Source organism: Microbacterium alcoholitolerans (assembly GCF_050408615.1).
Classification (GTDB): domain Bacteria; phylum Actinomycetota; class Actinomycetes; order Actinomycetales; family Microbacteriaceae; genus Microbacterium.
Map to the genome: position 1 here is coordinate 2403391 of NZ_JBNTKD010000001.1, position 23303 is coordinate 2426693.

A 23303-nucleotide genomic window follows, 5' to 3' on the forward strand; every position below is an offset into this window, starting at 1 on the left:
GCTCGCAGGCGTCTGCGCCTACGGCCGGCGTCTCATGCCGGTTCGAACGCTGTCGCTCCGCACGAGCGGCGCACCACGATGCGCGGGCGCAGCCGGATCTGATGCAGAGGACACTCATCGCCTTCGATCAGTCGGCGGAGCATGACATCGGCCGCCATCCGGCCGATCCGGTACTTCGGGGGTGCGACCGCCGTGAGGGGCACCTCTGCGAGATCGGCGAACTCGTCGTCGTACGAGACCAGTGCGATGTCATCCGGCACGCGGACGCCATTGCGTCGGGCGGCGCCCTCGAGCATCGCCGCCTCGCGGTCACCGAAGACCAGCGCCGCAGTCGCCTGGAAGTCGCGGAGCCGCCGGTAGGCCGATTCGGCCGAATCGGCCTCCCACTCGCTCTTGGCCTGCGAGAACCGCAGATCGTCGGGCAGACCGAGATCGGCGACCGCCTGCTGGTAACCGTGCACGACGCCGTACTCGGTGACCGTGCGGGAGCGGGTCAGCAGCGCGATGCGGCGATGCCCGAGACGGGCGAGGTGCGCGACCGCGTCGTAGGCGCCCCCGGCGTGGTCGGAGCAGACGTGTTCGGTGACGTCGGCCGGGCCCGTGCCGTGCAGGCTGCGCTCTACGAGGACGACGGGGACGGGCAGCGCCATCAGCTGCTGCACACGAGCGGTCGGATCGGGGACGCCGGTGAGCGTGGGAGCGAGCAGAAGTCCATCGACGCCGGCGTCGAGCAGCGATGCGATCGCTTCGTCCTCGCGCTCGGGCTGGTACCGGTACGTGGCCAGCTGAAGCGAAGCGCCTGCCGCCGAGAGCGACTCGTCGATCCCCTGCAGCACGCGCGGGTAGTACAGCTGGGTGTCGGGGAGCAGGACGCCGATGCGACGCCGCGCGCGCTCCTCGCGGGGACGGTCGTGTGCGACGAAGCTGCCTGCGCCCTGCCGCCGCACGACGATGCGCTCGGCGACGAGTTCGTCGAACGCGCGGCGCACCGTGGTCAGCGACAGGCCGGTCTCCTTTGACAGCTCCTGTTCGGTGGGCAGCTTCTGCCCTGCGGTCCAGGTGCCGGCCAGAATGCCCCTGCGCAGCTGATCCGCCAGGACCTCGAACTTCAGCCCGCGTGCCTCCGCATCGCGCACGGCTGCGCTGCGCTGTGACGCCATGACCCCACCTCCGTCGTACTTCCTTTGATTCTGCTGTCTTGAAAGAGAGGAATAAAGACGTATTCGTCGATTCATCTCGTGGAATTGCCAAAGTCATCTCTTCATGTCCGCGGCACGGGAACTCGAAGAGGTAACGAATTTAGGATTACTCCTTGAATGCTCTGGTCGCTGGGGGTGAGAGTCGTCCGACGAAGGCGAAGACGCCTCACAGATGGAAGGAAATCCCGATGGCGAAGATCCGCACCCTGTCCGCCGCCGCACTCGTCGGCGCGCTCGCTCTCACCGGCTGTGCGTCGGCATCGGGCGATGCCGGCGACTCGAAGGAGCTCACGTACTGGTCGATGTGGAAGGAGGGCGAGGCGCAGCAGAAGGTCGTCGCCGACGCCATCGCCGACTTCGAGGAGCAGACCGGCATCGAGGTGAACGTGCAGTGGCAGGGCCGCGACAACATCAAGAAGACGGTCCCCACGCTGAACACCAACAAGGTGCCCGACATCGTCGACGGCTCCTTCGCCAAGCTCGCGCCCATCCTCGCCGAGACCGGCCAGGCGAAGCCGCTCGCCGAGGCCTACGCCGCGGACGTCGCCGGAGAGAAGGTGTCGTCGCTCGTTCCGGAGGCCTATCTGCGCGACGACGTGCTCACCGTCGAGGGCGACGATGCGCCGTGGATGCTGCCGTACTCGCTCACCGGTGATGCGGTCTGGTTCAACGCCGCCGAGCATCCCGAGCTCGTCGAGAGCCCACCGCAGGACTGGGATCAGTTCCTCGCGGCCATGGATGAGATGAAGGCCGCCGGTGACACGCCCATCGCGATCGACGGCGATGTCGCCGGATACAATGCGTACTGGTACACCTCGGCGATGGTGGGTCTGGCGGGGCCGGGCTCGCTGCGCGAGATGGCCGCCGACAAGACCGGTGAGGCCTGGGACGACCCCGAGACGCTCGAGGCCGCGCAGATGATCGAGGAGCTCGTCGAGGGCGACTACTTCATCGACGGGTACAACGCCAGCAAGTGGCCGGCGCAGCAGCAGGCGTGGGCCGACAACCAGGCGGCGATGCTGTTCAACGGCACCTGGATCCCGACCGAGACCGGTCCTTACGCCGCCGACGGCTTCGAGTACTCGTCCTTCCCGCTCCCGGGGCTCGGCGACAGCGCACGCGCCGACTTCGTCGGGTTCGCCGTCCCGGCCCGCGCGAAGAACTCCGACAACGCACAGAAGTTCGCCGCGTTCTTCCTCGAGAAGAAGTACCAGGACGCGCTCGGCACCGACGCGAAGATCATCCCGATCCGGGCCGACGCCGCCGTCAGCGACGAGATGTCGACGATCAAGGATGCGCTGGATGCGGCCGACTCGTACTACATGCAGAACGACGGCATCAGCTTCCCGGGATACAACGAGAAGCTGCTCTGGCCCGCGCTCAGCGATCTGGTGCTCGGCAAGACCGACGCGCAGACCTTCGTCGACACGATGAAGTCGGGGCAGATCGACTACTGGGAGCAGAACTCGTGACCGACGTCGCCCTGGCGCCCGCCACCGCCCGCCCCGCCGCCGCTCGTCGGCGGCGGGGCGGGGGCAGCACGATCGATCAGGCGCGTCGCCGCCTGTTCGTGCCCTTCGTCGGTCCGGCGTTCGTGCTGTACACGATCCTGTTCGTCGTGCCATCGATCTACGCCATCTGGATCAGCTTCAACAAGTGGGCCGGTGCCGGCCCGATGGAGTTCGTCGGCGTCGGCAACTACGTGCGACTGTTCTCCGACAAGCTGTTCCTGCGATCGTTCGGCAACACCCTGCTGCTGCTGTTCGTCGTGGGGCTGGCGATCTTCGTGATCGCGTTCGCCCTGACCCTGGTGCTGCGCGACATGACCGGCAAGAAGATCGCCCGCTCGGTGATCTTCTTCCCCCACCTGGTGAATGCCATGATCTTCGGGGTGCTGGCCGGCTTCATCTTCAACCCCGGCGGCCTCGTCAACACACTGCTCGGAGCGTTCGGCGTCACGGATCCCCCCGCCTGGCTCGCCCAGGACAACCTGTTTCCGCTGATCATGGTCATGATGACCTGGATCACCACCGGGTACTTCACCACCATCCTCATGGCCGGCGTCGACCGCATCCCGCCGTACTACTACGAGGACTGCGCGCTCGCCGGCGCGAACGCCTGGCAGCGCCTGCGCTACGTCATCCTGCCGCTCACCTGGGATGTGTTCGGCACCTGCGCGGTGCTGTGGACCATCTCGTCGGTGAAGATCTTCGAGATCATCTGGATCTTCGGAGGTTCGACCGGCGCGGGGATGCCGCCTACGCAGACCTGGACCACCGCGGTGTACACCTATGTCACCGCGTTCTCGGGTGAGTCCGTGCCGGCGTACGGTGCGGCGTCCGCATCGGCCGTGCTGTCGCTCGCGCTCGTGTCCGTGCTGGTGCTGCTGCTGCGTCGCGTGATGAAGCGCGAAGCGATCGAGTTCTAGGAGAAGACCGTGACCATGACCGACCTGCCTCCCGTCACCGACGTCACCACCCGCACGATGATCGTCCCGCCTCAGCGGCGGCGACCGCGCCCTCGCCGGGCGGCGATCGGCCGTGACCGCAGTCTCGTGCGCGGCATCGGCCTCGTGCTGCTGTGGACGTTCGTCGTGCTCAACGTGGCGTGGATGGTGTGGATGGTCATCCAGGCGTTCCGCGACACCCGCTCGATCCTCGCCGATCCGTGGGGGCTGCCGACCTCGCTGGACCCGGTCAACTTCGTCACCGCGTGGACCGTCGGCGACTTCGCGACCGCGACGATGAACAGCGTCGTCACCACCGTGGTGTCGTCCTTCCTCACCGTGGCGCTCGCCGCACCGGCGGCCTATTACCTCAGTCGTGTGGAGAACCGCTTGACGAGCTCTCTGACGATGTACTTCGTGCTCGGCCTGGGCATCCCGGCGCAGGTGATCGTCATCCCGCTGTTCGTGATGCTCAACGAGGTGTATCTCACCGACAGCCTGATCGGATTGAACCTGGTGTACATCGGCGTCTCCATGCCGTTCACCGTGTTCCTGCTGACGGCGTTCTTCCGATCGCTGCCACTGGAGATGGAAGAGGCGGCCGCGCTCGACGGCACGACCGCGTTCGGAACTTTCTGGCGCATCACCCTGCCGCTGGCCAAGGGCGGCATCCTCACCGCATTCGTGCTGCAGGTCATCTCGCACTGGAACGAGACGCTGCTCGCGCTGACACTGCTGCAGTCCACCGAGAAGTACACCCTGCCGGTCGCGCTGATCTCGTTCATCCAGCAGCAGACGTACTCGGGAGCCGATTGGGGCGGACTGTTCGCCGGCCTGTGCATCGTGGTGCTGCCGATGCTGGCGATCTATCTGTGGCTCGGGCGCCGTCTCACCGAGGGTCTCACACTGGGAATGGGCAAGTAGTGCCGGGCGCGGGGGAGCGGCCGAACCTGCTCGTGGTGATGGCCGACCAGCTCGGCGCGCACGTCATCGACCGCGACGAGGGCTGGCTCGACACCCCGCACCTGGACAGGCTGCGTCGCGAGGGCGCGGAGTTCGTCCGCGCATACGTCACGTTCCCGCTGTGCGTGCCCTCGCGGGCCTCGATGCTGACCGGGCGGATGCCCCACGAGGTCGGCATCGGCGGCAATCGACCCGGTGGCGCAGCATCGCCCGAACCGGGAGCACGCGCCGACAGCCTGGGACACCTGCTGACAGCCGCGGGCTACGAGTGCGCGTACGCAGGCAAGTGGCACGCGACGCAGGCCAGCGCACCCCCGGATGCCGGATTCGACGTGCTGCGCCCGTTCGGCGACAGAGGGCTGGCGGATGCCTGCGCCGAGTGGCTGAGCGCGCGGGCGGACGCCGCCCAGCCGTTCCTGCTGGTGGCATCCTTCGACGACCCGCACACCATCTGCGAGTACGCGCGCCGGCAGCCGATGCCGTACGGCGACGTCGACCCGGGTGATCCGCGCGACGCGCCGCCGCTGCCGGCGAACTTCGAGCCTGCGCCGTTCGAACCAGAGGCTGTGCGGTTCGAGAAGCGTGCGGCGCAGCAGGTGTACGGCACTGACGACTACACCCACGACGACTGGCGCTCGTATCGTGCCGCGTACCGGCGCCTGGTCGAGCGCGCCGATGCGTACCTCGGTCGTCTGCTCGACGCACTCGACGAAGCCGGACTGACGGACTCGACGCTCGTCGTGTTCACGAGCGACCACGGCGACGGAGATGCGTCGCATCGATGGAATCAGAAGACCGCGCTGTTCGAGGAGTGCGTGCGCGTGCCGCTCATCGCACGGGGTCCCGGTGTCGCGGCCGGAACACGCCACGAACTCGCATCCGTCGGCCTCGACCTGATGCCCACGCTGCTGGCGACCGCCGGTGCCACGACGCCGGACGGGCTGCGGGGCATCCAGCTGCCGCTCGGCGCAGGCGAGCCACCCGCATCCGACCGCGTGATCGCCGTCGAGACCCGGTTCGAACGCGCCGACCCACCCCTCACCCGCGGGCGCGCCCTGTACCGGGGCCGGTACAAGTACACGGTCTACAGCTGGGGGCGTCACCGCGAGCAGCTGCACGATCTGCGTGCCGATCCGGGTGAGCAGCGCAATCTCGCTGTCGAGTCGGCCTTCGACCCGGTGCGCGACGAGATGCGCGCCGCGCTGCTGGACTGGTGCCGGCAGACCGATGACCGGGACTTCCTCAAGCTCGTGCCGCTGCCGGCCGGCACACCCGGCGCCGTGCACGACGAGATCTTCGCCGTGCCGTACTGAGGTCGGTGCCTCTTGCCCTCGGCGCTTTCGGGGCGCAGACTTGGCCGCGTCGGCCGACGAGAGGATGAGAAATGGCACACGGCGACATCACGCACATCGACATCCCGGTGGGCGATATGGCCAGAGCGACGAGCTTCTACTCCGGCCTGTTCGGCTGGAAGATCGCGGAGATGCCCGGCTTCGAGGGATACCCCATGTGGCAGGCGCCGAACGGGATCTCCGGAGGAGGGCTTGCGCCGCGCGACGACGGGTTCACCCAGCCGCGCTCATACGTGGAAGTCGACTCGATCGACGAGACGATCGCGGCCGCCAAGGAGGCCGGCGGATCGGTCGCGATGGAGCGCGCGCCGATCACCGAGACGAGCGCCTGGGCGGTGATCATCGATCCCGACGGCAACCACATCGGCCTGTTCGAGGGGGTCGTCGGCTGACAGCATCCGCTCAGAGCGAGGCGAGCGCGCGCTCGAGGTGAGCCAGGCCCGCGCGGCGGGCCTCGGTGACGACGCGCGCCAACCCCGGATACTCGGCATGCCCGGCGGGCAGCACCGCGAGCTCGAGCAGCTCGTCGGGAACGGCGTTCGCGACGGCGAACTGACCCTGCGGCGGCACGTACTGATCCCACAGCGCCGCCTCGACCCGCACCGGAATCGTGAAGAAGCCCGCAGACGTCGACGCGTCGAACAGCCGCAGCTGCTCGCGGGCCTCGGGATGCTGCCGCACGTGCGTCCGCTGGTGCTCGCCGCTGCCCAGGCACGGCACCGCCAGCCTCTCGTCGTACTGCCCGAAGGTCGGAACCACCAGCGTCGCACCGATGTACCGGTCATCCCACGGCGCGGCCAGCGCGCCGATGCCTCCGCCGAAGCTCTCGCCCACGTAGTAGAGCGGAACATCGCCCGCCAGCGCCACCAGCGCATCGGCCGCGAGCCACAGATCGCGCGCGCAGAGTCCGATGACGCACCTGTCGGGATCTGCCAGGTCGGCGATGACATGCTCCTGCACCGGCTCCGGTGCCCCGATCCCGCGATTCAGCGACCCGAGCCCGCGAGCGACCGGGAAGATCGCGGCAGCATCCGCCGGGACGCGGCCGAACTCCACGCGATCGCGCCCGCCGTAGCCATGGCTGTGCACGATGCCGACCCGGGGCTCGACACCGGCCGGCGCGACGTACCAGGCGCGCAGGCGCACACCGTCGGCGCCGGAGAGCTCGATCAGGGACACGCTTCGACGTCCGCGCTGCTGTGACGAGAGCACGCGCGGCGCAGCGTCCACCTGTCGTGCGTCCTCACGCCAGCGCCGCCACTGCGATGCGAATCCGTTCGGCGCTGGGACGGGCTCGATGGCCAGCAGCGTGCCGAGGGTGTGCCCGAGGCTTCCGGCGAACGCGGCCTCCGGAAACCACGTTTCGAACGGCGGTGAATCGGATGCCGGGATCATGCGCCCGCGCCGCGTCTCGCCCGATACGCGGCCACGGCGTTGCGGTTCGCGCATGCCGTCGAGCAGTATCGCTTGGAGCGGTTGCGCGAGAGGTCCAGTGCGATCGCCTGGCACTCCGCATCGTCGCAGACCGTGATCCGACTGCCCTCATCGGCGCGGATGACGTCGATGAGGGCCATGGCGGTCTCGATGAGGATCCGTTCGGGCAGCGGGTGGTCGTCGGCCACCGCGTGCAGGTGCCAGTCGGCACCGTCGTGACGCGTGAGCCTCGGCGTGAGATCGACATCGGCGAGGGCGCCGTTGACGCCGGCTGCCATGTCGTCGCGCCGTGCCAGCAGCAGCTCGCGCAGGCGAGGGCGCAGCTCGCGCAGCGCGCTCAACTCCGCCTCGTCGCGGTCGATGCGCCCGGTGTACGGATGCCGTGCGAGGAACTCCTCGAGTACGAGAGACTCCGGCGGCTCAGCGGAGTTCACCAGGTCGACGGCCGCCCGGAGAGCTTCGTCGGTGTCATCGGTGAACAGCATGTTGACACCTTACACCTCCAGGCGTAGCGTCATTGCTCATGACCACCTTTGCCAGTGACGTGCGACGCGGGGGCGTCAGCGCCGGATTGCTCGTCGCCATCGGGGCCGCGTTCGCCTTCGGCATGTCCGGTGCGCTGGCGCGTGGCCTGATCGATGCCGGCTGGACGCCGGGGGCCGCCGTCACCGCGCGCATCTGGGTCGCGGCTCTCGTCCTGCTCGTGCCCACCGTGCTGTCGCTTCGCGGTCGGTGGGCTCTGGTCAGGAAGAACGCCGGCATGGTCGTCACCTACGGTCTGCTCGCCGTCACGGCCACGCAGCTGTTCTACTTCCAGGCGGTCGCGGTGATGGACGTCGGCATCGCGCTGCTCATCGAATACACCGCGCCCGTCGCGGTCGTGCTGTGGTTCTGGATCCGACGCGGCGAGCGGCCGAGCAGACGCAGCATCCTCGGGGCCGCAGTCGCCTTCGTGGGACTCGTGCTCATGCTCGACGTGCTCACCGGGGCGCGCATCGACGGCGGCGGAATCCTCTGGGCGCTCGGGGCCATGGTGGGCGCGGCAACCTACTTCGTGCTCTCCGGTCGCGGAGACACGGGCCTGCCGCCGATCGCACTCGCCGGCTGCGGTCTGCTGCTCGGCGCGGTCGGCCTCACCGTCGCGGGACTCATCGGGGTGCTGCCGATGAACTGGAACACCCACGACGTCACGTACCGCGTCGTGACCGTGCCGTGGTTCGTGCCCGTCATCGCGGTCGGCGTGCTCGCCACTGCACTCGCGTACGTGCTCGGCATCGCCTCGACACGGATGCTGGGCTCGCGCCTGGCCTCGTTCGTCGCGCTCGCCGAGGTGATCGCCGCGATGCTGTTCGGGTGGATGCTGCTGGGCCAGCTTCCGGGAGCAGTGCAGCTCATCGGGGGAGCGCTGGTGCTCGCCGGCGTCGTGCTGGTCAAGCTCGGCGAGCCTACGACCCGGGAACTCGTCGAGCCGATGCCGGAGTCCGTGGTCTGACCGGCGGCGCTCGGCCGGCGGTGCCGGGGAGCCGAATGCCGGTCATGAGGGTCGCATGACCGGCATTCGGCTCCTTCCCTCGGGCGTCCGACCCTGGCTTGCGGGCAGAATGGCCGCATGGACTCCCCGATTCACGATCCGCGCAGCGCAGTCGCACGACGCGCCCGGAGTGCGGGCAGGCGCGCGATCTTCACCGCCGGCGTTTCGCTGTCGCTCGGCTTCGCGCTCACCGCCTGTGCCCCGGTGTATGTCGCGTGTCCTGCGATCGGCTGGATCAACGAACTGACCATCGAGCTCGAGGGAGATGTTTCGGAGGTCGCAGAGGTGCAGCTCTGCGTCGATGATCTCTGCGTGCCCGCAGAAGGCGGTGCGGTGCCCGATGAACTGACGCAGGTCGCCCCGCCCTCGCAGAGCAGCAGCGGTGACAGGTGGACTTTCACCACCGGCATGAGCACACCGGATGCGTTCACGGTGCGTGTGCTGTCGGCGGACGGGACGATCCGGACCGAGGTCGAGGCCGCACCGGATTGGGTCCGCGTCGGCGGCAGCGAGGAGTGCGGTGGTCCCGGAGAGGCGACCGTGGCCGTCCGGGTGTGATCGTCGAATCAACCCCGCCGTGGCGATCACCCGATCCGGTGACGGTACGCGCGCATCGCGAGCAGATACGCGACGAGAAGGATGCCGGCGCACCACGCCAGCGCGATCCAGATCTCGCTTCCGACCGGGTGCCCGGCGAACAGCGCCTGGATCGAGTTCACGATCGACGTGACCGGCTGGTTCTCGGCGAACCAGCGCACCGGTCCAGGCATCGTCTCGGTCGGCACGAACGCCGAGCTGATGAAGGGCAGGAAGATCAGCGGATATGAGAACGCTGTCGCGCCGTCGACGCTCTTGCCGGAGAGGCCCGCGATGACCGCGAGCCACGTGAGTGCCAGCGTGAACAGCGTCAGGATGCCGATCACCGCGAGCCACGCCAGTGGGCTCGCCTCCGTGCGGAAGCCCATTGCGAACCCGACGGCGAAGATGATCGCCACCGTCAGGCCGTTCGCGACCAGCGACGTCAGCACGTGCGCCCACAGCACGCTCGGCCGTGTGATCGGCATGGAGTGGAAGCGCTCGAAGATGCCGCCCTGCAGGTCGGTGAAGAGGCGCAGGGCCGTGTACGCGGTGCCCGACGCGATCGCGATGAGCAGGATGCCCGGAAGCAGGTAGTTCACGTAGTTCCCGGTGCCGATGCTCTGCCGCAGCGCCCCGCCGAAGACGAAGACGAAGAGCAGCAGCAGAGCGATCGGAGTGATCGCGGTCGTGATGATCGTGTCCGCGCTGCGGAAGATGTGCCGCAGCGACCGTCCGGTGAGTGTGGCGGTGTCTGCGAGCGCATGCGTGCTCATGCCGCTTCCTCTCTGGTGATGGCGAGGAAGATCTCCTCGAGGGTCGGCTGCTTCTCGACGTACTCGACGGTCGCTGCCGGCAGCAGCTGCTTCAGCTCGGCGAGCGTGCCGTTCGCGATGATGCGTCCTTGGTGGAGGATGGCGATGCGGTCGGCCAGCTGCTCGGCCTCCTCCAGATACTGCGTGGTGAGCAGCACGGTGGTGCCGCCTGCCACGAGCCCCTTCACGACCTCCCACACTTCGATGCGCGCCTCGGGATCGAGGCCGGTGGTGGGTTCGTCGAGGTAGATCACCTGAGGGTCGCCGACCAGGCTCATCGCGATGTCGAGCCGCCGCCGCATGCCGCCGGAGTACGTGCCGGTCCTGCGTGCTCCCGCGTCGGTGAGACTGAATCGCGCCAGCAGGTCGTCGGCCACGCGGCCAGGATCGGGCAGGTGTCGCAGCTTCGCGACGAGCATGAGGTTCTCGCGTCCGGTGAGGATCTCGTCCACCGCGGCGAACTGCCCGGTCAGGCTGATCGATTCGCGCACCTTGACCGCGTCGGATGCCACGTCGTACCCGGTCACGGATGCCTGGCCGGCATCTGCCTTCAGCAGCGTCGCGAGGATCCGCACCAACGTCGTCTTGCCTGCGCCGTTCGAGCCGAGGAGCGCGAAGACGCTGCCCCGTTCGACGTCGAAGTCGACGCCGCGCAGCACCCTCAGATCCTTGTAGGACTTCGCGATGCCGCGCACGGTGATGGCCAGAGCGGTCATCACGACCCCTCCTTTCTGATCTTGTCGATCGTCTCGGTCAGGCGCCTGCGCTCTTTGTCGACCCAGTTCCTGCCGTTGTAGGCGAGGGCGTAGTCGTCGGCGAAGGCGACGGGGTCGTCGCCGACGATCGCGATCACCGGGGTGCCGTCGAGCGACGCCTGTTCGAACAGGTCGACGAGGTCGACGAACATCTGCACCAGCACGTCGCCGTCGGTGACGCCGCTGGTGGACAGCAGGTAGCGGCCGATGGCCTTGGCCGCCTCGTCGTACGGCGCCGGGAGCTCCTCCATGCGAACCTTGGCCTGCTTGTACTGCTTCTTCTGCTCGAGCGGCCCGGTGACCGCCTCGATCCATTTCATCGCCATGTCAGTTGTCTCCTCCGGTCGTTCTGCTGTTGGTTCGGAGCCGTTCGATGTGCTCTGAGAGGAAGGTCCATGTCCTCCAGAACTCGGCGAGCTCCTGTTCGCCCTGCGCGTTGAGCGTGAAGACCTTGCGCGGCGGGCCCTTCTCGCTCGGCACCTTCTCGACGTCGACGAGGCCCTTCTGCTCGACGCGCACCAGCAGGGCGTACACCGTGCCCTCGGCGATCTCGTCGAAGCCGTGCTCGCGCAGCTGCGCGGTGATCTCGTACCCGTACGCCGGTCGAGCCGCCAGAAGCTCGAGAACGATGCCCTCAAGAGTGCCCTTGAGCATCTCGGTGATCTGCTTCGCCATCGCCTGCCTTCGCTACTCAGTGATGCTGACTACCGGTACATAGTAACACTGAGTACCTCTGATGCAAGTGGCAGATGGGATTGCACGTATGTATACGCAAATGCGGATGGATGCCCGAACTATGGCATCCGATGAGTTTTGTGTATACACTGACCGCATGAGCACCGTCGTCGATCGCCTCCGTGCGAGCGACCGCGCTTATGCGACACTGCTCGAAGAGATCCAATCGGGCGCGCTCGCCGCCGGCACCGTTCTCGCCGAGGTCGAGCAGGCCGCCCGTCTCGGGGTCAGCCGCACCCCCATGCGCGAGGCGCTGCGCCGGCTCGCCGCAGACGGCCTTGCCGTGCAGCAGTCGCCTCGGGTCACGGTCGTCGCCGGGCTCGACGCCGAAGACATCCGCGCGCTGTTCGAGATCCGTCGCGCCCTCGAAGAGACCTCAGCGCGCCTCGCCGCGGGGCGAGGGGATGCCACGGCGTTCGCCTCGCTCGCCGAGGAGTTCACCCACGTGGACCTCTCCCGTGACGAGGGCCGCGACGCCTACTACGCGCTCATCGCGCGCCTCGACGCCGAGCTCGATCGCGCAGTCGGCAATGACTACCTCAGCTCGGCCCTGCGCACGGTCCGCACGCACCTCGTGCGCGTGCGGCGCATGGCACGCGACAAGCCGGAGCGCCTGGCCGCATCCGCCGCCGAGCATCGTGTGATCGCCGGCGCACTGGCATCCCGCGACGCCGACCTCGCCGCGCACGCCACCCACGTCCACCTGCACAACGCACTCGAAAGCATCCTCGCCTCACTCGATCAGCAGAGCTCGCTCGAGCAGCAGAGCGCCCTCCCGGAAGGAACCCCATGACCGTCAACCACTCCGTTCGCGTCTACCGCTCCGAGGAAGACCTGCCCCGCGAGCAGCAGCTCGCCTGGAAGATCGCCGCGGTCGCCACCGACCCGGTCGAGGTCGACGCCGAGGTGGTCGACATGATCATCAACCGGATCATCGACAACGCCTCGGTCGCTGCAGCATCCCTCACGCGTGCGCCGATCAACGCAGCCCGCGCGCAGGCCTTCGCGCACCCTGTCTCCACCGGGGGAAAGGGCGCGACCGTCTTCGGCGCCGAGCTCGAGCAGCGCACCAGCCCGGAGTGGGCCGCATGGGCGAACGGGGTCGCGGTTCGCGAGCTCGATTACCACGACACGTTCCTCGCCGCCGACTACTCGCACCCGGGCGACAACATCCCCGCGATCCTCGCGGTCGCCCAGCACGTAGGCAGCGACGGCAAGGCGCTGGTGCGCGGCATCGCGACCGGCTACGAGATCCAGGTCGACCTGGTCAAGGCGATCTGCCTGCACAAGCACAAGATCGACCACGTCGCCCACCTCGGCCCGTCGGCGGCAGCCGGCATCGGCACGCTGCTCGACCTGGACGCCGAGACCATCTACCAGGCCGTGTCGCAGGCGCTGCACACCACGACCGCAACGCGCCAGAGCCGCAAGGGCGAGATCTCGACGTGGAAGGCGCACGCCCCGGCGTTCGCGGGCAAGATGGCGGTCGAGGCCGTCGACCGCGCGATGCGCGGGCAGACCTCGCCGTCGCCGATCTACGAAGGCGAAGACGGCGTCATCGCCTGGATGCTGGACGGCCCCGATGCCGCCTACGAGGTGCCGCTGCCCGCCGCCGGCGAGCCCAAGCGCGCCATCCTCGACACGTACACCAAGGAGCACTCGGCCGAGTATCAGGCGCAGGCCTGGATCGACCTCGCTCGCAAGCTGCACGGCGAGCGCCCCGAGCTGGGCGACCCGGCGAAGATCGAGAGCATCGTGCTGCACACCTCGCACCACACGCACTACGTGATCGGCTCGGGCGCGAACGACCCGCAGAAGTACGACCCGACCGCCTCGCGCGAGACGCTCGACCACTCGATCCCGTACATCTTCGCGGTCGCGCTGCAGGACGGCACCTGGCACCACGTGGACTCGTACGCTCCCGAGCGCGCGGCGCGTGAGGACACCGTCGCGCTGTGGAACAAGATCACCACGCTCGAGGATGCCGAGTGGACGCGTCGCTATCACTCGCTCGACATCAGCGAGAAGGCCTTCGGCGGTCGCGTGGAGATCACGCTGACCGACGGCACGAAGGTGATCGACGAGATCGCCGTCGCCGACGCTCACCCGCTGGGTGCGCGGCCCTTCGCCCGCGAGAACTACATCAATAAGTTCCGCATCCTCGCCGAGCCCGTCCTGGAGCCGGCCGAGATCGACCGCTTCCTCGAACTGGTGCAGCGCCTGCCCGAGCTGAGCGCCGCCGAGGTCGCGGAGCTGTCGATCATCGCGAAGCCCGGCGTCCTGGCATCCGCTCCCGCCCTGAAGGGGCTGTTCTGATGCTGTACTCCACCGTTCCCGCGCACGAGAAGCGCCGCGCGTTCCGATCGCGGCTCGCGAGCGGCGATCTGCTGCGGTTCCCCGGCGCGTTCAACCCGCTCTCCGCCCGCCTCATCGAGCAGAAGGGCTTCGAGGGCGTCTACATCTCGGGCGCCGTGCTCTCGGCAGACCTCGGCCTGCCCGACATCGGCCTGACCACGCTCACCGAGGTGGCCGCGCGCGGACAGCAGATCGCACGGATGACGGACCTGCCCGCCATCATCGACGCCGACACCGGTTTCGGCGAGCCGATGAACGTCGCGCGCACGATCCAGACGCTCGAGGATGCCGGGCTTGCCGGCGCCCACATCGAGGACCAGATCAACCCGAAGCGGTGCGGTCATCTCGACGGCAAGGCCGTCGTCGATGCCGACACGGCGGTCAAGCGCATCCGCGCCGCGGTCGATGCGCGGCGCGACGAGAACTTCCTGATCATGGCGCGCACCGACATCGCCGCCGTGGACGGGCTCGAGGCCGCGAAGGACCGCGCGAAAGAGCTGGTGGATGCCGGTGCCGACGCGATCTTCCCCGAGGCGATGCGGTCGCTTTCGGAGTTCGCGGCGATCCGCGAGGCGGTCGACGTGCCGATCCTGGCCAACATGACGGAGTTCGGCAAGAGCGACCTGTTCAGCGTCGACGAGCTGCGCGACGTGGGCGTGAACATCGTCATCTGGCCGGTGTCGATGCTCCGGATCGCGATGGGCGCGACCGGGCGTGCGCTGGATACGCTTCTCGATGAAGGGCACCTGACCTCGAAGCTCGGCGAGATGCAGCACCGTGCCGACCTCTACGACCTCATCGACTACGAGTCGTACAACCACTTCGACTCGGGCGTCTTCAACTTCACAATCACGAAGGAGTGAGCAATGGCTGACAACGACATCAAGAAGGGCCTGGCCGGGGTCGTCGCCGATGCGACGGCGATCAGCAAGGTCAACCCCGAGACGAACAGTCTGCTCTACCGCGGGTATCCGGTGCAGGAGCTGGCGGCCACTCAGTCGTTCGAAGCCGTCGCCTACCTGCTGTGGCACGGCGAGCTGCCCACCGCCGCCAAGCTGGCCGAGTTCCGCGCGACCGAGCGCGCGAACCGCGCCATGGCGCCCGAGGTCAAGGCGGCGATCGACGCGCTGCCGCTGGACTCGCACCCGATGGACGAGGTGCGCACGGCCGTCAGCGTGATCGGCGCGATCGAGACGGCCGGCACCGGCAACGTGCTGGATGCCGTCGGGACTCCCGAGCAGAACCTCGAGCGCAGCCTGAAGCTGTTCGCGGTGCTGCCGGCGATCGTCTCATACGGTCAGCGCCGCCGGCGGGGACAGGAGCTGGTCGAGTCGCGTGACGACCTCGACTACGCCGCGAACTTCCTCTGGCTCACGTTCGGCGAGGAGCCGTCTGCGGTAGTCGTCGATGCGTTCAACCGCTCGATGATCCTGTACGCGGAGCACTCGTTCAATGCATCCACGTTCACCGCTCGCGTGATCACCTCCACGCTTTCGGATCTCTACTCAGCGGTGGTCGGCGCGATCGGCGCACTGAAGGGGCCGCTTCACGGCGGCGCCAACGAGGCCGTCATGCACATCTTCGACGAGATCGGCTCGGCCGACCGCGTCGTGCCGTGGCTCGATGAGGCGCTCGCCGAGAAGCGCAAGATCATGGGCTTCGGTCACCGCGTGTACAAGCGCGGCGACTCGCGCGTGCCGACCATGAAGGCCGCGCTCGACACGCTTGTCGAGCATTACGATCGACCCGACGTGGCCGAGCTGTACTCGACGCTCGAGGACGAGTTCGTCTCGCGCAAGGGCATCTACCCGAACCTCGACTACCCGTCGGGCCCGGCGTACAACCTCATCGGCTATGACACGCTCACCTTCACCCCGCTGTTCATCGCGGCGCGGGTGACTGGCTGGACCGCCCACATCCTCGAACAGCAGGCCTCGAACGCGCTGATCCGTCCGCTGTCGGCCTACAACGGACCGGACGAGCGGCACATCGAGGAGTACGAGCCCGACACAGCGGCCATCGAGGTGCTGGAGCGGCCCGAAGAGGCGGCGGGCTGATGGCTTCGTCGGCTGCTTCGCGCGAGAAGGTCGCGATCGTCGCCGGGGCACGGACCCCGGTCGGGCGGTTCGGCGGCGCGTTCAAGGACACTCCCGCGCATGAGCTCGGCGCCGCGGCGACGATCGAGGCGCTGCGCCGGTCGGGCGTCGACGCGTCTCGCGTCGGCGAGGTCGTCATCGGCACGATCGGGCAGGTCGCAGGCGACGCGTACATCGCTCGCCGGGTGGCCCTGTCCGCCGGTCTCGACGTCAATACGCCCGCGTTCACCGTCAACCGCCTGTGCGGCTCGGGCTTGCAGGCGATCTGGTCGGGTGCGCAGGAGCTGCTGTGGGGCAGCACCGATGTCGTCGTCGCCGGCGGCGCCGAGAACATGACGCGGATGCCGTTCTACGACTTCAACGCGCGGTTCAACGACCGGCTGGGCAATCGCGAGCTCGTCGACGGAACCATCGCGATGCTGACCGACCCGTTCAGCGAGAAGCACATGGGCGTCACGGCCGAGAACGTGGCGTCGAAGTTCTCGGTCTCGCGCGAGGACCAGGATGCCTTCGCTCTCGAGTCGCAGCGCCGGGCCGCGACGGATGAGGCGCAGGCCGCGTTCGCGGAGGAGATCGTCGCCGTCACGACGTCGGGCCGCAAGCCCGTCGAGGTGTCGCGCGATGAGCATCCGCGCCCGGACACGACATCGGAGGGCCTCGCGTCGCTGCGCGCCGCATTCGCTGACGGCGGTACGGTCACGGCGGGCAACGCCTCCGGCATCAACGACGGTGGCGCGGCCACCGTGCTGATGCGCGAATCGGATGCCCGTGCTGAGGGCGCTCCGGTGCTTGCCACCATCGAGGCCGTCACGACCGCGGCGCTGGAGCCCGAGATCATGGGATACGCGCCCACTCTCGCGCTGCGCAAGCTGTTCACGCAGACCGGGCTGACGCCGGCTGACATCTCGACGGTCGAGCTGAACGAGGCGTTCGCCTCGCAGGCGCTCGCGGTGATCCGCGACACCGAGCTGGATCCTGCGCAGGTGAACCCCTACGGCGGGGCGATCGCCCTCGGGCATCCGGTCGGGGCGACCGGCGCGATCCTGACGGTGCGCGCGGCGCTGACGTTGCAGCGGACCGGCGGAGAGTACGCGATCGTCACGATGTGCATCGGCGGCGGGCAGGCGCTGGCGGCGCTGATCAAGCGGGGGTGAGTGAGCGTCTCGAAGTTACGTTGAGGCGAGACATCGCCGGAGAGTATCAGCGCGAGGGAGAATCCACTGTCGGCGGCGGCACTGTGAAGAATTGGGCGAGTTCAGCTTTAAGGACTTTCAGGTTGGCATTGCGGGGTAGCGCATCGACGAAGGTGATCGACGTCGGCTTCTTGTAGCTCGCCAGCCGATCCGAGACATGGCGAATGAGAGACGCGTCATCGAGGGAGAATCCTGGGCGCAGGACGACTGCCGCGGCGACGGACTCGCCCCAGCGGGCGTGGGGGATGCCGAGCACTGCCGCTTCCGACACGCCGGGGTGGGATTGCAGGACGGCCTCGATCTCCGCCGGGTACACATTCATACCACCGCTGATGATGAGTTCGGATTTACGTCCGTCGATGTAGACGTATCCGTGCGCGTCCACATGTCCAATATCCCCGGTCCAGTAGCGCCCATCGCTCAGGGACCTCTGCGTCGCCGATCGGTTCTGCCAATATCCGACGAACAGCGACGGCGACTCGATGACGAGTTCTCCCACATCTCCTGGCCCGAGCCTGGATCCGTCGTCTGCAACCGCATAGACGTTAGCTGGGGCGATCGCGCGCCCGATGGTCTTGAGGAGATCATCTGCAGGGCTGATGCCGACGCTGTCCATGCGTGTCGTCGCACACACCGCGGCAAGGCTTTCGGTCATCCCGAACGACTCGATGTACGTGGAGCCGAGCGCGTCTAGCATCAGCGAGCGCTGTTCCGGCGTGGCGGCAGAAGCAGAATGACACACACCCGACAGTGCAGTGATCGCCTCGGGTCGCTGTTTCGCCCACACCGCGAAATCGTTCATGTACGGAGTCGGGACGAAAGTGAAGGTGCTTTGAAACCGCTCCATACGTTCGAACCATCGTTCAATCGTCAGGTTCGGCTGAAGGAAGTCGATGCTTGCGCCGAGGAACAGATGCGGGGCGATGAAGGCCCAGAAGAGCGCTGTGAACGACACTGATCCGGAGAATGCACAGGCACCATACGGCACGACGCGGAAAGCCACCACGTTCGCGCGAATCGCGGCGATTCCGCTGGCGTTAGTCATCATCGCCCCTTTGGGGCGGCCCGTGGTTCCGCTGGTGTATCCGATCATCACCAGGTCGTCAGGGCTGATCGCGACAGTCGGTGGGGGGCACGGGCTGCCCCCGGTGACGCACGACTCGTAATCTGCTGACGTGTCGTCCGCGTGAGCGCCACCGGTGCTCACACGGAGCATCACGTCGGGAATCGTGGACTCCTGGAGTACATCGAACACGCCCGCAGAATGAATCACGGCGCGGGCGCCGGAGTCGACAATGATGTGCTCGACCTCGGAGCTGCGGAAGCGGGCGTTTACTGGCACGATGACGAGGCCCGCGAGTGCGCAGGCAAGGTGCGGCTCGATGGCGCGGAGTCCGTCCTCCACCATGATCGCCACACAATCTCCCGCGCGCAGACCAGAGTTGAGCAGGTGATGGGCGAGGCGGGTGCAGCGTTCGACTAGCTCGCGGTACGTGCGCTCATATTCTCCTGCGCGGATGGCGACGGCATCGCCGAAATCACCGGCGCGGAGCACGACCTCTCGCAGCGTCTTCATCTGCGGGCCTCTGATCCACTCGTGGACTCAGCGATCCGTGCGGCAAGCGCGGCGACTTCCTCCGCGGCAGAGCCGGGGACCGAGAAGTGCCCGGTGCTGACGATGTCGTCGAAGTGTTCGGCGATGGCGCCGGCGGTGGACTTCTCATCGGCGAACCAGCCGTCGGTCAGCCCGAGAAACACGCGTGAAAAGTGGCCCCCGCCAGCCGAAAAGATCTGGTGCGTCGCCGTGTTCTCGCGGCTGGAGAGGTAGACGATGAGCGGCGAGACGTGGTCGGGGTCCAGGTCGAGAGCATCATCGAGCATGCTATCCGTCATCCGAGTCCGGGCGATCGGGCAGACCACGTTACTGAGGATGCCGTGGCGCTCGCCCTCTATGGCGACGATCCCGGACAGGCTCATGATGCCGCCCTTCGCAGAGGCATACGCCGCCTGACCGAAATTCCCGAAGGTGCCGGCGTTCGAACCGATGAAGACGAATCGGCCGTAGCCTTTCTCACGCATATGACGGAACGCGGGCTGGCTGACGTGGGCCGAGCCGCGCAGATGCACGTCGTGGACGCTCTGGAAGTCATTCCAGTCGATCTTCCCGACGCTTCGATCGCGCAGGATGCCGGCATTGTTGACGACGATGTCGATGTCACCGAGTTCGGCGATCGCGTGCGCGACGATCGCCTCGCCGCCTTCCGGGGTCGCGACGGAGTCGGTGTTCGCGGCGGCGTGTCCGCCACGCGCGACGATCTCGTCGACGACCGCGTGTGCGGCGCCGCGCTCGCCACCCTGTCCGTCGAGTGCCCCACCGGTGTCGTTCACGAGCACGGCGGCACCCGCATCGGCGAGCGCGAGCGCGTAGCTCCGGCCGAGTCCTCCACCTGCGCCGGTGACGACCGCCACCTGGCCCTGCAATGAGATGTCGTGCATGTGGTTCCTCCTAGACGAAGCCGTTGACGGGATCAGGCGAGGCCCTCGCGGGGCAGGATGCCAAGCAGATCCGCTCGGATCTGCACGGCGAGATATGTCGAGTACAGGCGCGCCTCCATGAGAGACCCACCCATAACCCAGAATCCATCCTGGGCGGTGCGCACCCACATGTTGCGCATGACGTGGTTCTCGTCGAATCCCCAGATCGGACCGACCCGGTCGGCGACATCATCGCCGAAGAGCTGGCGCACGCCCTCCTGCTGGTTCTCGTAGCCGGACGCGAGTACGAGGGTGTCGGCCGGGTGCAACGAGCCGTCCGTCATGCGGAGGCCCCCGGCTTCGACCCGTTCGATGTCCGCGGCCTGGCGGATGCCGATCTTGCCGTCGATGATGAGTTCGGAGCACCCGGCATTGATGTAGTACCCGCCGCCCTTGCGGAGGTACTTCATGTGGAATCCGGTGTTGTCAGGTTCGAAGTCGGTGCGGAACCCCACGGACTCGAGCCCGTCGATGAGTGCGCGGTCCAGTTCGCAGGTCTTCTTGGTCAGCCACTGATACGTCGATTTGAGCATCGGGTACGGCGTGGCCGCCTGGACGAAGTCGACATCCGCGGGGTCGAGGTCATCGGAGTAGGCAGCATAGACCATGGTCCCGCAGGGGTCGAGACTGATCACCGCGCTCGGGTTGCGCTGGATCATGGTCACCGAACCAGCGCCGTTCTCGTATAGATCCTGCGCGATGTCGTGGGCGCTGCTTCCCACGCCGATGATCACGACCTGTTCTCCGGCATGGTCGTCGGCCGAGTGGTATTCGCTGGAGTGGAACGCGCGGCCGGCGAAGTCCTCCAGTCCGGGGATCCGGGGCAGCTTGGGCACACCGCTGTGTCCTCCGGTCGACAACACCACCTGAGGCGCAGCGCGCTCCGTGATGGAGCCGTCGCTGCGGCGGATTCGCACCGTCCACAACCCTGACGCCTTATCACGCTCTGCTCTCACCACCTCGCAGTCGGTCCACACGTTCAGTTCCATGGCCTCGGCGTATGCTTCCAGCCACTGTGCGAGCTTGTCCTTGGGCAGGAAAGAGGGCCACGTCGTGGGATACGGCATGTAGGGAAGCGTGTTTGTGGCGACCTCGTTGTGCAGCGTGAGCGAGTGATAGCGCTTGCGCCAGTTGTCGCCGATTCGATGATTCTTCTCCAGGATGAGGGCGTCCACACCCATCTGCCGGAGCCGAGCGCCCAGCGTCAACGCGCTGTGCCCGCCGCCGATGATGATGACCTCGGGGTCACGGTCGGTGAATGCCCGCTCCGCGTTCCGGCGATCCAGCCAGTTCATGGTGCCATCGTCGCTCTCATGGCCACGAGGGCGGTTCGTGCCGCTCTGCTCTGCATATCCGTGCACGGACTGCAGGGTGGTGAGCATCACCCAGACGGTCGGGTCGGCGCCGTCGTCGTGCAGCCGCAGTCGCACATATGCGGTTCCGGCCCCGTGAGCCGTCTCATAGTCGAAGAAGCCCTCGAGGACGTTCGTGCCGGAGCGGCGTGCGAGGCGCGGGCGCGCCCGCTCGGCGGATACAGCGACCGAGCGCACAGGATGCGGGGCGAGCGTTCGCCCCGCTGCCTCACGGATGGCCGCATGACCCTCGAAGGTCCGATAGCGCCAAGTGAACGCGAGGTAGTCCATCCAGTAGCCATCGTCGTCGAACAGAGCGGTGAAGCGGTCGACGTCGGGGGTCTCCAGCGCGAGGCGTGCCTTCTCCAGCCAGGCATCGAACAGGTGTGCTGCTTCGATGTCGCGTTCCAGCTTCGCGGTCGACGTCATGGTGCTCCTTCGGTGCCAACCAAACAGTTGCTTGGTTCAAGATTATGCACATACTATCCGGTGATCAAGCGTTAGATTGGTGCGACAGAATAAGTTGACGAGGAGAAGACATGCCGAGAACAGAGATCCGAGGGGTCGCGACTACGCGTTCGAGTCGCCGCGACGAACTGATCCAGATCGCCGGCAAGCTGTTCGCGGAGAACGGCTTCCACGTGACGACCATCCGCGATATCGCCGACGCTGCGGGCATCCAGTCGGGCAGCCTCTATCACCACTTCACCTCTAAGGAGTCGATGGTCGAGGAACTGCTCGGGGAGTACTGGACCAAACTGCTCGACGGCTACCGCGAGGTGGCCGCGAACGAAGTGGATGCGACACACGCGGCGTACGGTTTGATCCGGCGCTCGGTCACCCTGCTCGACGAGTGCCGTTACGCCCTGAGCATCATGCTGAGCGACTGGGCCTACTTGGCGCGTTCGTTCCCGTTCATGGAGCGGTCTCTGCAGGAGTGCCAGGACATCTGGCTCGACGTGCTCGAGCGGGGCCAGCGCGAAGGTGCCTTCGAGTCCGCCCTGGACGCGAAGGTCGTCTACCGGACGATCATGGCGTCGGTGAGCGGGACGACGCGGTGGTTCGACCCGAACGGACGACTCAGCGCCGACCAGCTCGCCGACGAGATCGCCGCGCTCTTCATGAAGGGCGTCAACGCACGGCGCTGAATCCGTGTCCGGGATGGACAAACCACCCCGGACACGACCGTCACAGACTGTAGCCGCCGTCGATGTCGAGGCTCTGCCCGGTGATGTAGGCTGCGGCGGGCGACACCATGAAGCAGACGGCATCGGCCACTTCCGCTGCTCGTCCCAGGCGACGAAGCGGAATCGTCTCCTCGAGGAAAGTGCGCTGGAAAGCAGGAACGTCGCCGGTGCCCGCGAGCATGTCCATCATGCCGTCGCCCAGCACGCCGGGCGCGACCGCATTCGCGCGGACGCCATAGCGTCCCTCCTCCAGGGCGATCGCCCGAATCAAGGCCTCCATGCCGCCCTTCGGGACGGACGAGAGGGCATCCTTCGCGGGGAACCTGCGCACGCCGACGGAGGTCACCGCAGTGAGCGAGCCGGAACTGTCCCGCAGGTGCGGAAGCGTCGTGCGGGCGAGCTCGAAGAGGGCGATCAGTTCCTGGTCGACGTGCTGTCGGAACTGCGCGGAGGTGAAGGTGCTCACGTAGCGCTGCTCGACGTACGGACCACTCGCGTGGATGACCGCATCGATGCGTCCGAAGGCATCAACCACGGAGGCAACGTACTCCTCCACGGCGGAGGCGTTGGTGAGGTCGACCGGGCGTGCATGCACGCGGGAGCCGGCTGCGGACAGCCGCGCGGAGAGTGCGTTCGCCTTCGCCGTGTTGGAATTGAAGGTGAATGCGATGTCGTAGCCCGCGTCGGCGAGCCTGGACGAGACGGCGTCCCCGACACCGCCTGTACCCCCGGAGATGAGTGCGATTGGTCGCGGAGTTTCGGATGTGGACATGTGGTTG

At 67.3% G+C, this 23303-nt stretch carries 24 protein-coding genes; 13 read left to right on the forward strand and 11 right to left on the reverse strand.

The window, feature by feature from the left end:
* Window positions 1-32 precede the first annotated feature (32 nt).
* Entirely contained in the window at window positions 33-1160 is a 1128-nt protein-coding gene (locus ACQUSX_RS11525; protein WP_428907058.1) for a GntR family transcriptional regulator, read from the reverse strand.
* A gap of 227 nt (window positions 1161-1387) precedes the next feature.
* On the opposite strand from ACQUSX_RS11525, the gene ACQUSX_RS11530 reads away from it, so the two are divergent.
* From ACQUSX_RS11530 to ACQUSX_RS11550, 5 genes are all read left to right on the forward strand, one after another.
* Window positions 1388-2671 carry an ABC transporter substrate-binding protein gene (locus ACQUSX_RS11530; protein WP_428907059.1) on the forward strand — a complete coding sequence of 428 codons (1284 nt, stop codon included), beginning with the start codon at window positions 1388-1390 and terminating at the stop codon, window positions 2669-2671.
* Window positions 2668-3627 carry a carbohydrate ABC transporter permease gene (locus tag ACQUSX_RS11535; protein WP_428907060.1) on the forward strand — a complete coding sequence of 320 codons (960 nt, stop codon included), beginning with the start codon at window positions 2668-2670 and terminating at the stop codon, window positions 3625-3627. Before ACQUSX_RS11530 ends, ACQUSX_RS11535 begins: the two co-directional genes overlap by 4 nt.
* A gap of 15 nt (window positions 3628-3642) precedes the next feature.
* Window positions 3643-4569, forward strand: a complete 927-nt coding sequence (locus ACQUSX_RS11540) for a carbohydrate ABC transporter permease (RefSeq protein WP_428907632.1) — start codon at window positions 3643-3645, stop codon at window positions 4567-4569.
* Complete coding sequence (locus ACQUSX_RS11545; protein WP_428907061.1) at window positions 4569-5921, forward strand: sulfatase family protein; 1353 nt, start codon at window positions 4569-4571, stop codon at window positions 5919-5921. Before ACQUSX_RS11540 ends, ACQUSX_RS11545 begins: the two co-directional genes overlap by 1 nt.
* A 71-nt stretch (window positions 5922-5992) precedes the next feature.
* Complete coding sequence (locus ACQUSX_RS11550; RefSeq protein ID WP_428907062.1) at window positions 5993-6352, forward strand: VOC family protein; 360 nt, start codon at window positions 5993-5995, stop codon at window positions 6350-6352.
* Window positions 6353-6362: 10 nt separating this feature from the next.
* Here the strand turns inward: ACQUSX_RS11550 and ACQUSX_RS11555 are convergent, their stop codons facing one another.
* Both ACQUSX_RS11555 and ACQUSX_RS11560 read right to left on the reverse strand, forming a co-directional pair.
* A complete protein-coding gene (locus ACQUSX_RS11555; RefSeq protein WP_428907063.1) occupies window positions 6363-7409 on the reverse strand; it encodes an acetylxylan esterase in 1047 nt (348 codons plus the stop codon).
* Window positions 7352-7879 (reverse strand): CGNR zinc finger domain-containing protein, encoded by a 528-nt coding sequence (locus ACQUSX_RS11560; protein WP_428907064.1) that lies wholly within the window; start codon window positions 7877-7879, stop codon window positions 7352-7354. Before ACQUSX_RS11560 ends, ACQUSX_RS11555 begins: the two co-directional genes overlap by 58 nt.
* Before the next feature lie 38 nt (window positions 7880-7917).
* Here ACQUSX_RS11560 and ACQUSX_RS11565 point away from each other — a divergent pair, with 38 nt between their 5' ends.
* Both ACQUSX_RS11565 and ACQUSX_RS11570 read left to right on the forward strand, forming a co-directional pair.
* Entirely contained in the window at window positions 7918-8886 is a 969-nt protein-coding gene (locus tag ACQUSX_RS11565) for an EamA family transporter (RefSeq protein ID WP_428907065.1), read from the forward strand.
* A gap of 117 nt (window positions 8887-9003) precedes the next feature.
* The gene (locus ACQUSX_RS11570) at window positions 9004-9483 is read left to right on the forward strand and encodes a hypothetical protein (protein ID WP_428907066.1); all 480 of its coding nucleotides are present in this window, start codon (window positions 9004-9006) and stop codon (window positions 9481-9483) included.
* 26 nt (window positions 9484-9509) lie between these two features.
* Here the strand turns inward: ACQUSX_RS11570 and ACQUSX_RS11575 are convergent, their stop codons facing one another.
* From ACQUSX_RS11575 to ACQUSX_RS11590, 4 genes are read right to left on the reverse strand one after another with little or no spacing between them, the layout of a single operon-like run.
* On the reverse strand, window positions 9510-10277 hold the full coding sequence (locus ACQUSX_RS11575; RefSeq protein WP_428907067.1) for an ABC transporter permease: 768 nt from the start codon (window positions 10275-10277) through the stop codon (window positions 9510-9512).
* Window positions 10274-11032: an ABC transporter ATP-binding protein gene (locus tag ACQUSX_RS11580; RefSeq protein WP_428907068.1), complete on the reverse strand. Its 759-nt coding sequence runs from the start codon at window positions 11030-11032 to the stop codon at window positions 10274-10276. The genes ACQUSX_RS11575 and ACQUSX_RS11580 overlap by 4 nt, the downstream gene beginning before the upstream one ends.
* Window positions 11032-11397: a DUF1048 domain-containing protein gene (locus tag ACQUSX_RS11585; protein WP_428907069.1), complete on the reverse strand. Its 366-nt coding sequence runs from the start codon at window positions 11395-11397 to the stop codon at window positions 11032-11034. The genes ACQUSX_RS11580 and ACQUSX_RS11585 overlap by 1 nt, the downstream gene beginning before the upstream one ends.
* Before the next feature lies 1 nt (window position 11398).
* Complete coding sequence (locus tag ACQUSX_RS11590; RefSeq protein WP_428907070.1) at window positions 11399-11746, reverse strand: PadR family transcriptional regulator; 348 nt, start codon at window positions 11744-11746, stop codon at window positions 11399-11401.
* A gap of 157 nt (window positions 11747-11903) precedes the next feature.
* On the opposite strand from ACQUSX_RS11590, the gene ACQUSX_RS11595 reads away from it, so the two are divergent.
* The 5 genes from ACQUSX_RS11595 to ACQUSX_RS11615 are packed head-to-tail and all read left to right on the forward strand — an operon-like array spanning window position 11904 to window position 17411.
* Window positions 11904-12599 (forward strand): GntR family transcriptional regulator, encoded by a 696-nt coding sequence (locus ACQUSX_RS11595; RefSeq protein WP_428907071.1) that lies wholly within the window; start codon window positions 11904-11906, stop codon window positions 12597-12599.
* Window positions 12596-14122, forward strand: a complete 1527-nt coding sequence (locus ACQUSX_RS11600; RefSeq protein WP_428907072.1) for an MmgE/PrpD family protein — start codon at window positions 12596-12598, stop codon at window positions 14120-14122. The genes ACQUSX_RS11595 and ACQUSX_RS11600 overlap by 4 nt, the downstream gene beginning before the upstream one ends.
* Window positions 14122-15024 (forward strand): methylisocitrate lyase, encoded by a 903-nt coding sequence (prpB, locus tag ACQUSX_RS11605; protein WP_428907073.1) that lies wholly within the window; start codon window positions 14122-14124, stop codon window positions 15022-15024. The genes ACQUSX_RS11600 and prpB overlap by 1 nt, the downstream gene beginning before the upstream one ends.
* 3 nt (window positions 15025-15027) lie before the next feature.
* On the forward strand, window positions 15028-16218 hold the full coding sequence (locus tag ACQUSX_RS11610; protein WP_428907074.1) for a bifunctional 2-methylcitrate synthase/citrate synthase: 1191 nt from the start codon (window positions 15028-15030) through the stop codon (window positions 16216-16218).
* The gene (locus tag ACQUSX_RS11615) at window positions 16218-17411 is read left to right on the forward strand and encodes a thiolase family protein (RefSeq protein WP_428907075.1); all 1194 of its coding nucleotides are present in this window, start codon (window positions 16218-16220) and stop codon (window positions 17409-17411) included. The genes ACQUSX_RS11610 and ACQUSX_RS11615 overlap by 1 nt, the downstream gene beginning before the upstream one ends.
* Window positions 17412-17457: 46 nt before the next feature.
* On the opposite strand, the gene ACQUSX_RS11620 is transcribed toward ACQUSX_RS11615, so the two are convergent.
* From ACQUSX_RS11620 to ACQUSX_RS11630, 3 genes are read right to left on the reverse strand one after another with little or no spacing between them, the layout of a single operon-like run.
* A complete protein-coding gene (locus ACQUSX_RS11620; protein ID WP_428907076.1) occupies window positions 17458-19005 on the reverse strand; it encodes a class I adenylate-forming enzyme family protein in 1548 nt (515 codons plus the stop codon).
* Between the two features lie 17 nt (window positions 19006-19022).
* Window positions 19023-19946, reverse strand: a complete 924-nt coding sequence (locus tag ACQUSX_RS11625; RefSeq protein ID WP_428907077.1) for an SDR family NAD(P)-dependent oxidoreductase — start codon at window positions 19944-19946, stop codon at window positions 19023-19025.
* Window positions 19947-19978: 32 nt separating this feature from the next.
* On the reverse strand, window positions 19979-21766 hold the full coding sequence (locus tag ACQUSX_RS11630) for an NAD(P)-binding domain-containing protein (protein WP_428907078.1): 1788 nt from the start codon (window positions 21764-21766) through the stop codon (window positions 19979-19981).
* 110 nt (window positions 21767-21876) lie between these two features.
* Between ACQUSX_RS11630 and ACQUSX_RS11635 the strand changes: the two genes are divergently transcribed.
* Window positions 21877-22485, forward strand: coding sequence for a TetR/AcrR family transcriptional regulator (locus tag ACQUSX_RS11635; RefSeq protein ID WP_428907079.1), 609 nt, complete (start codon window positions 21877-21879; stop codon window positions 22483-22485).
* Between the two features lie 40 nt (window positions 22486-22525).
* Here the strand turns inward: ACQUSX_RS11635 and ACQUSX_RS11640 are convergent, their stop codons facing one another.
* Window positions 22526-23296, reverse strand: a complete 771-nt coding sequence (locus ACQUSX_RS11640) for an SDR family NAD(P)-dependent oxidoreductase (protein WP_428907080.1) — start codon at window positions 23294-23296, stop codon at window positions 22526-22528.
* Window positions 23297-23303 lie beyond the last annotated feature (7 nt).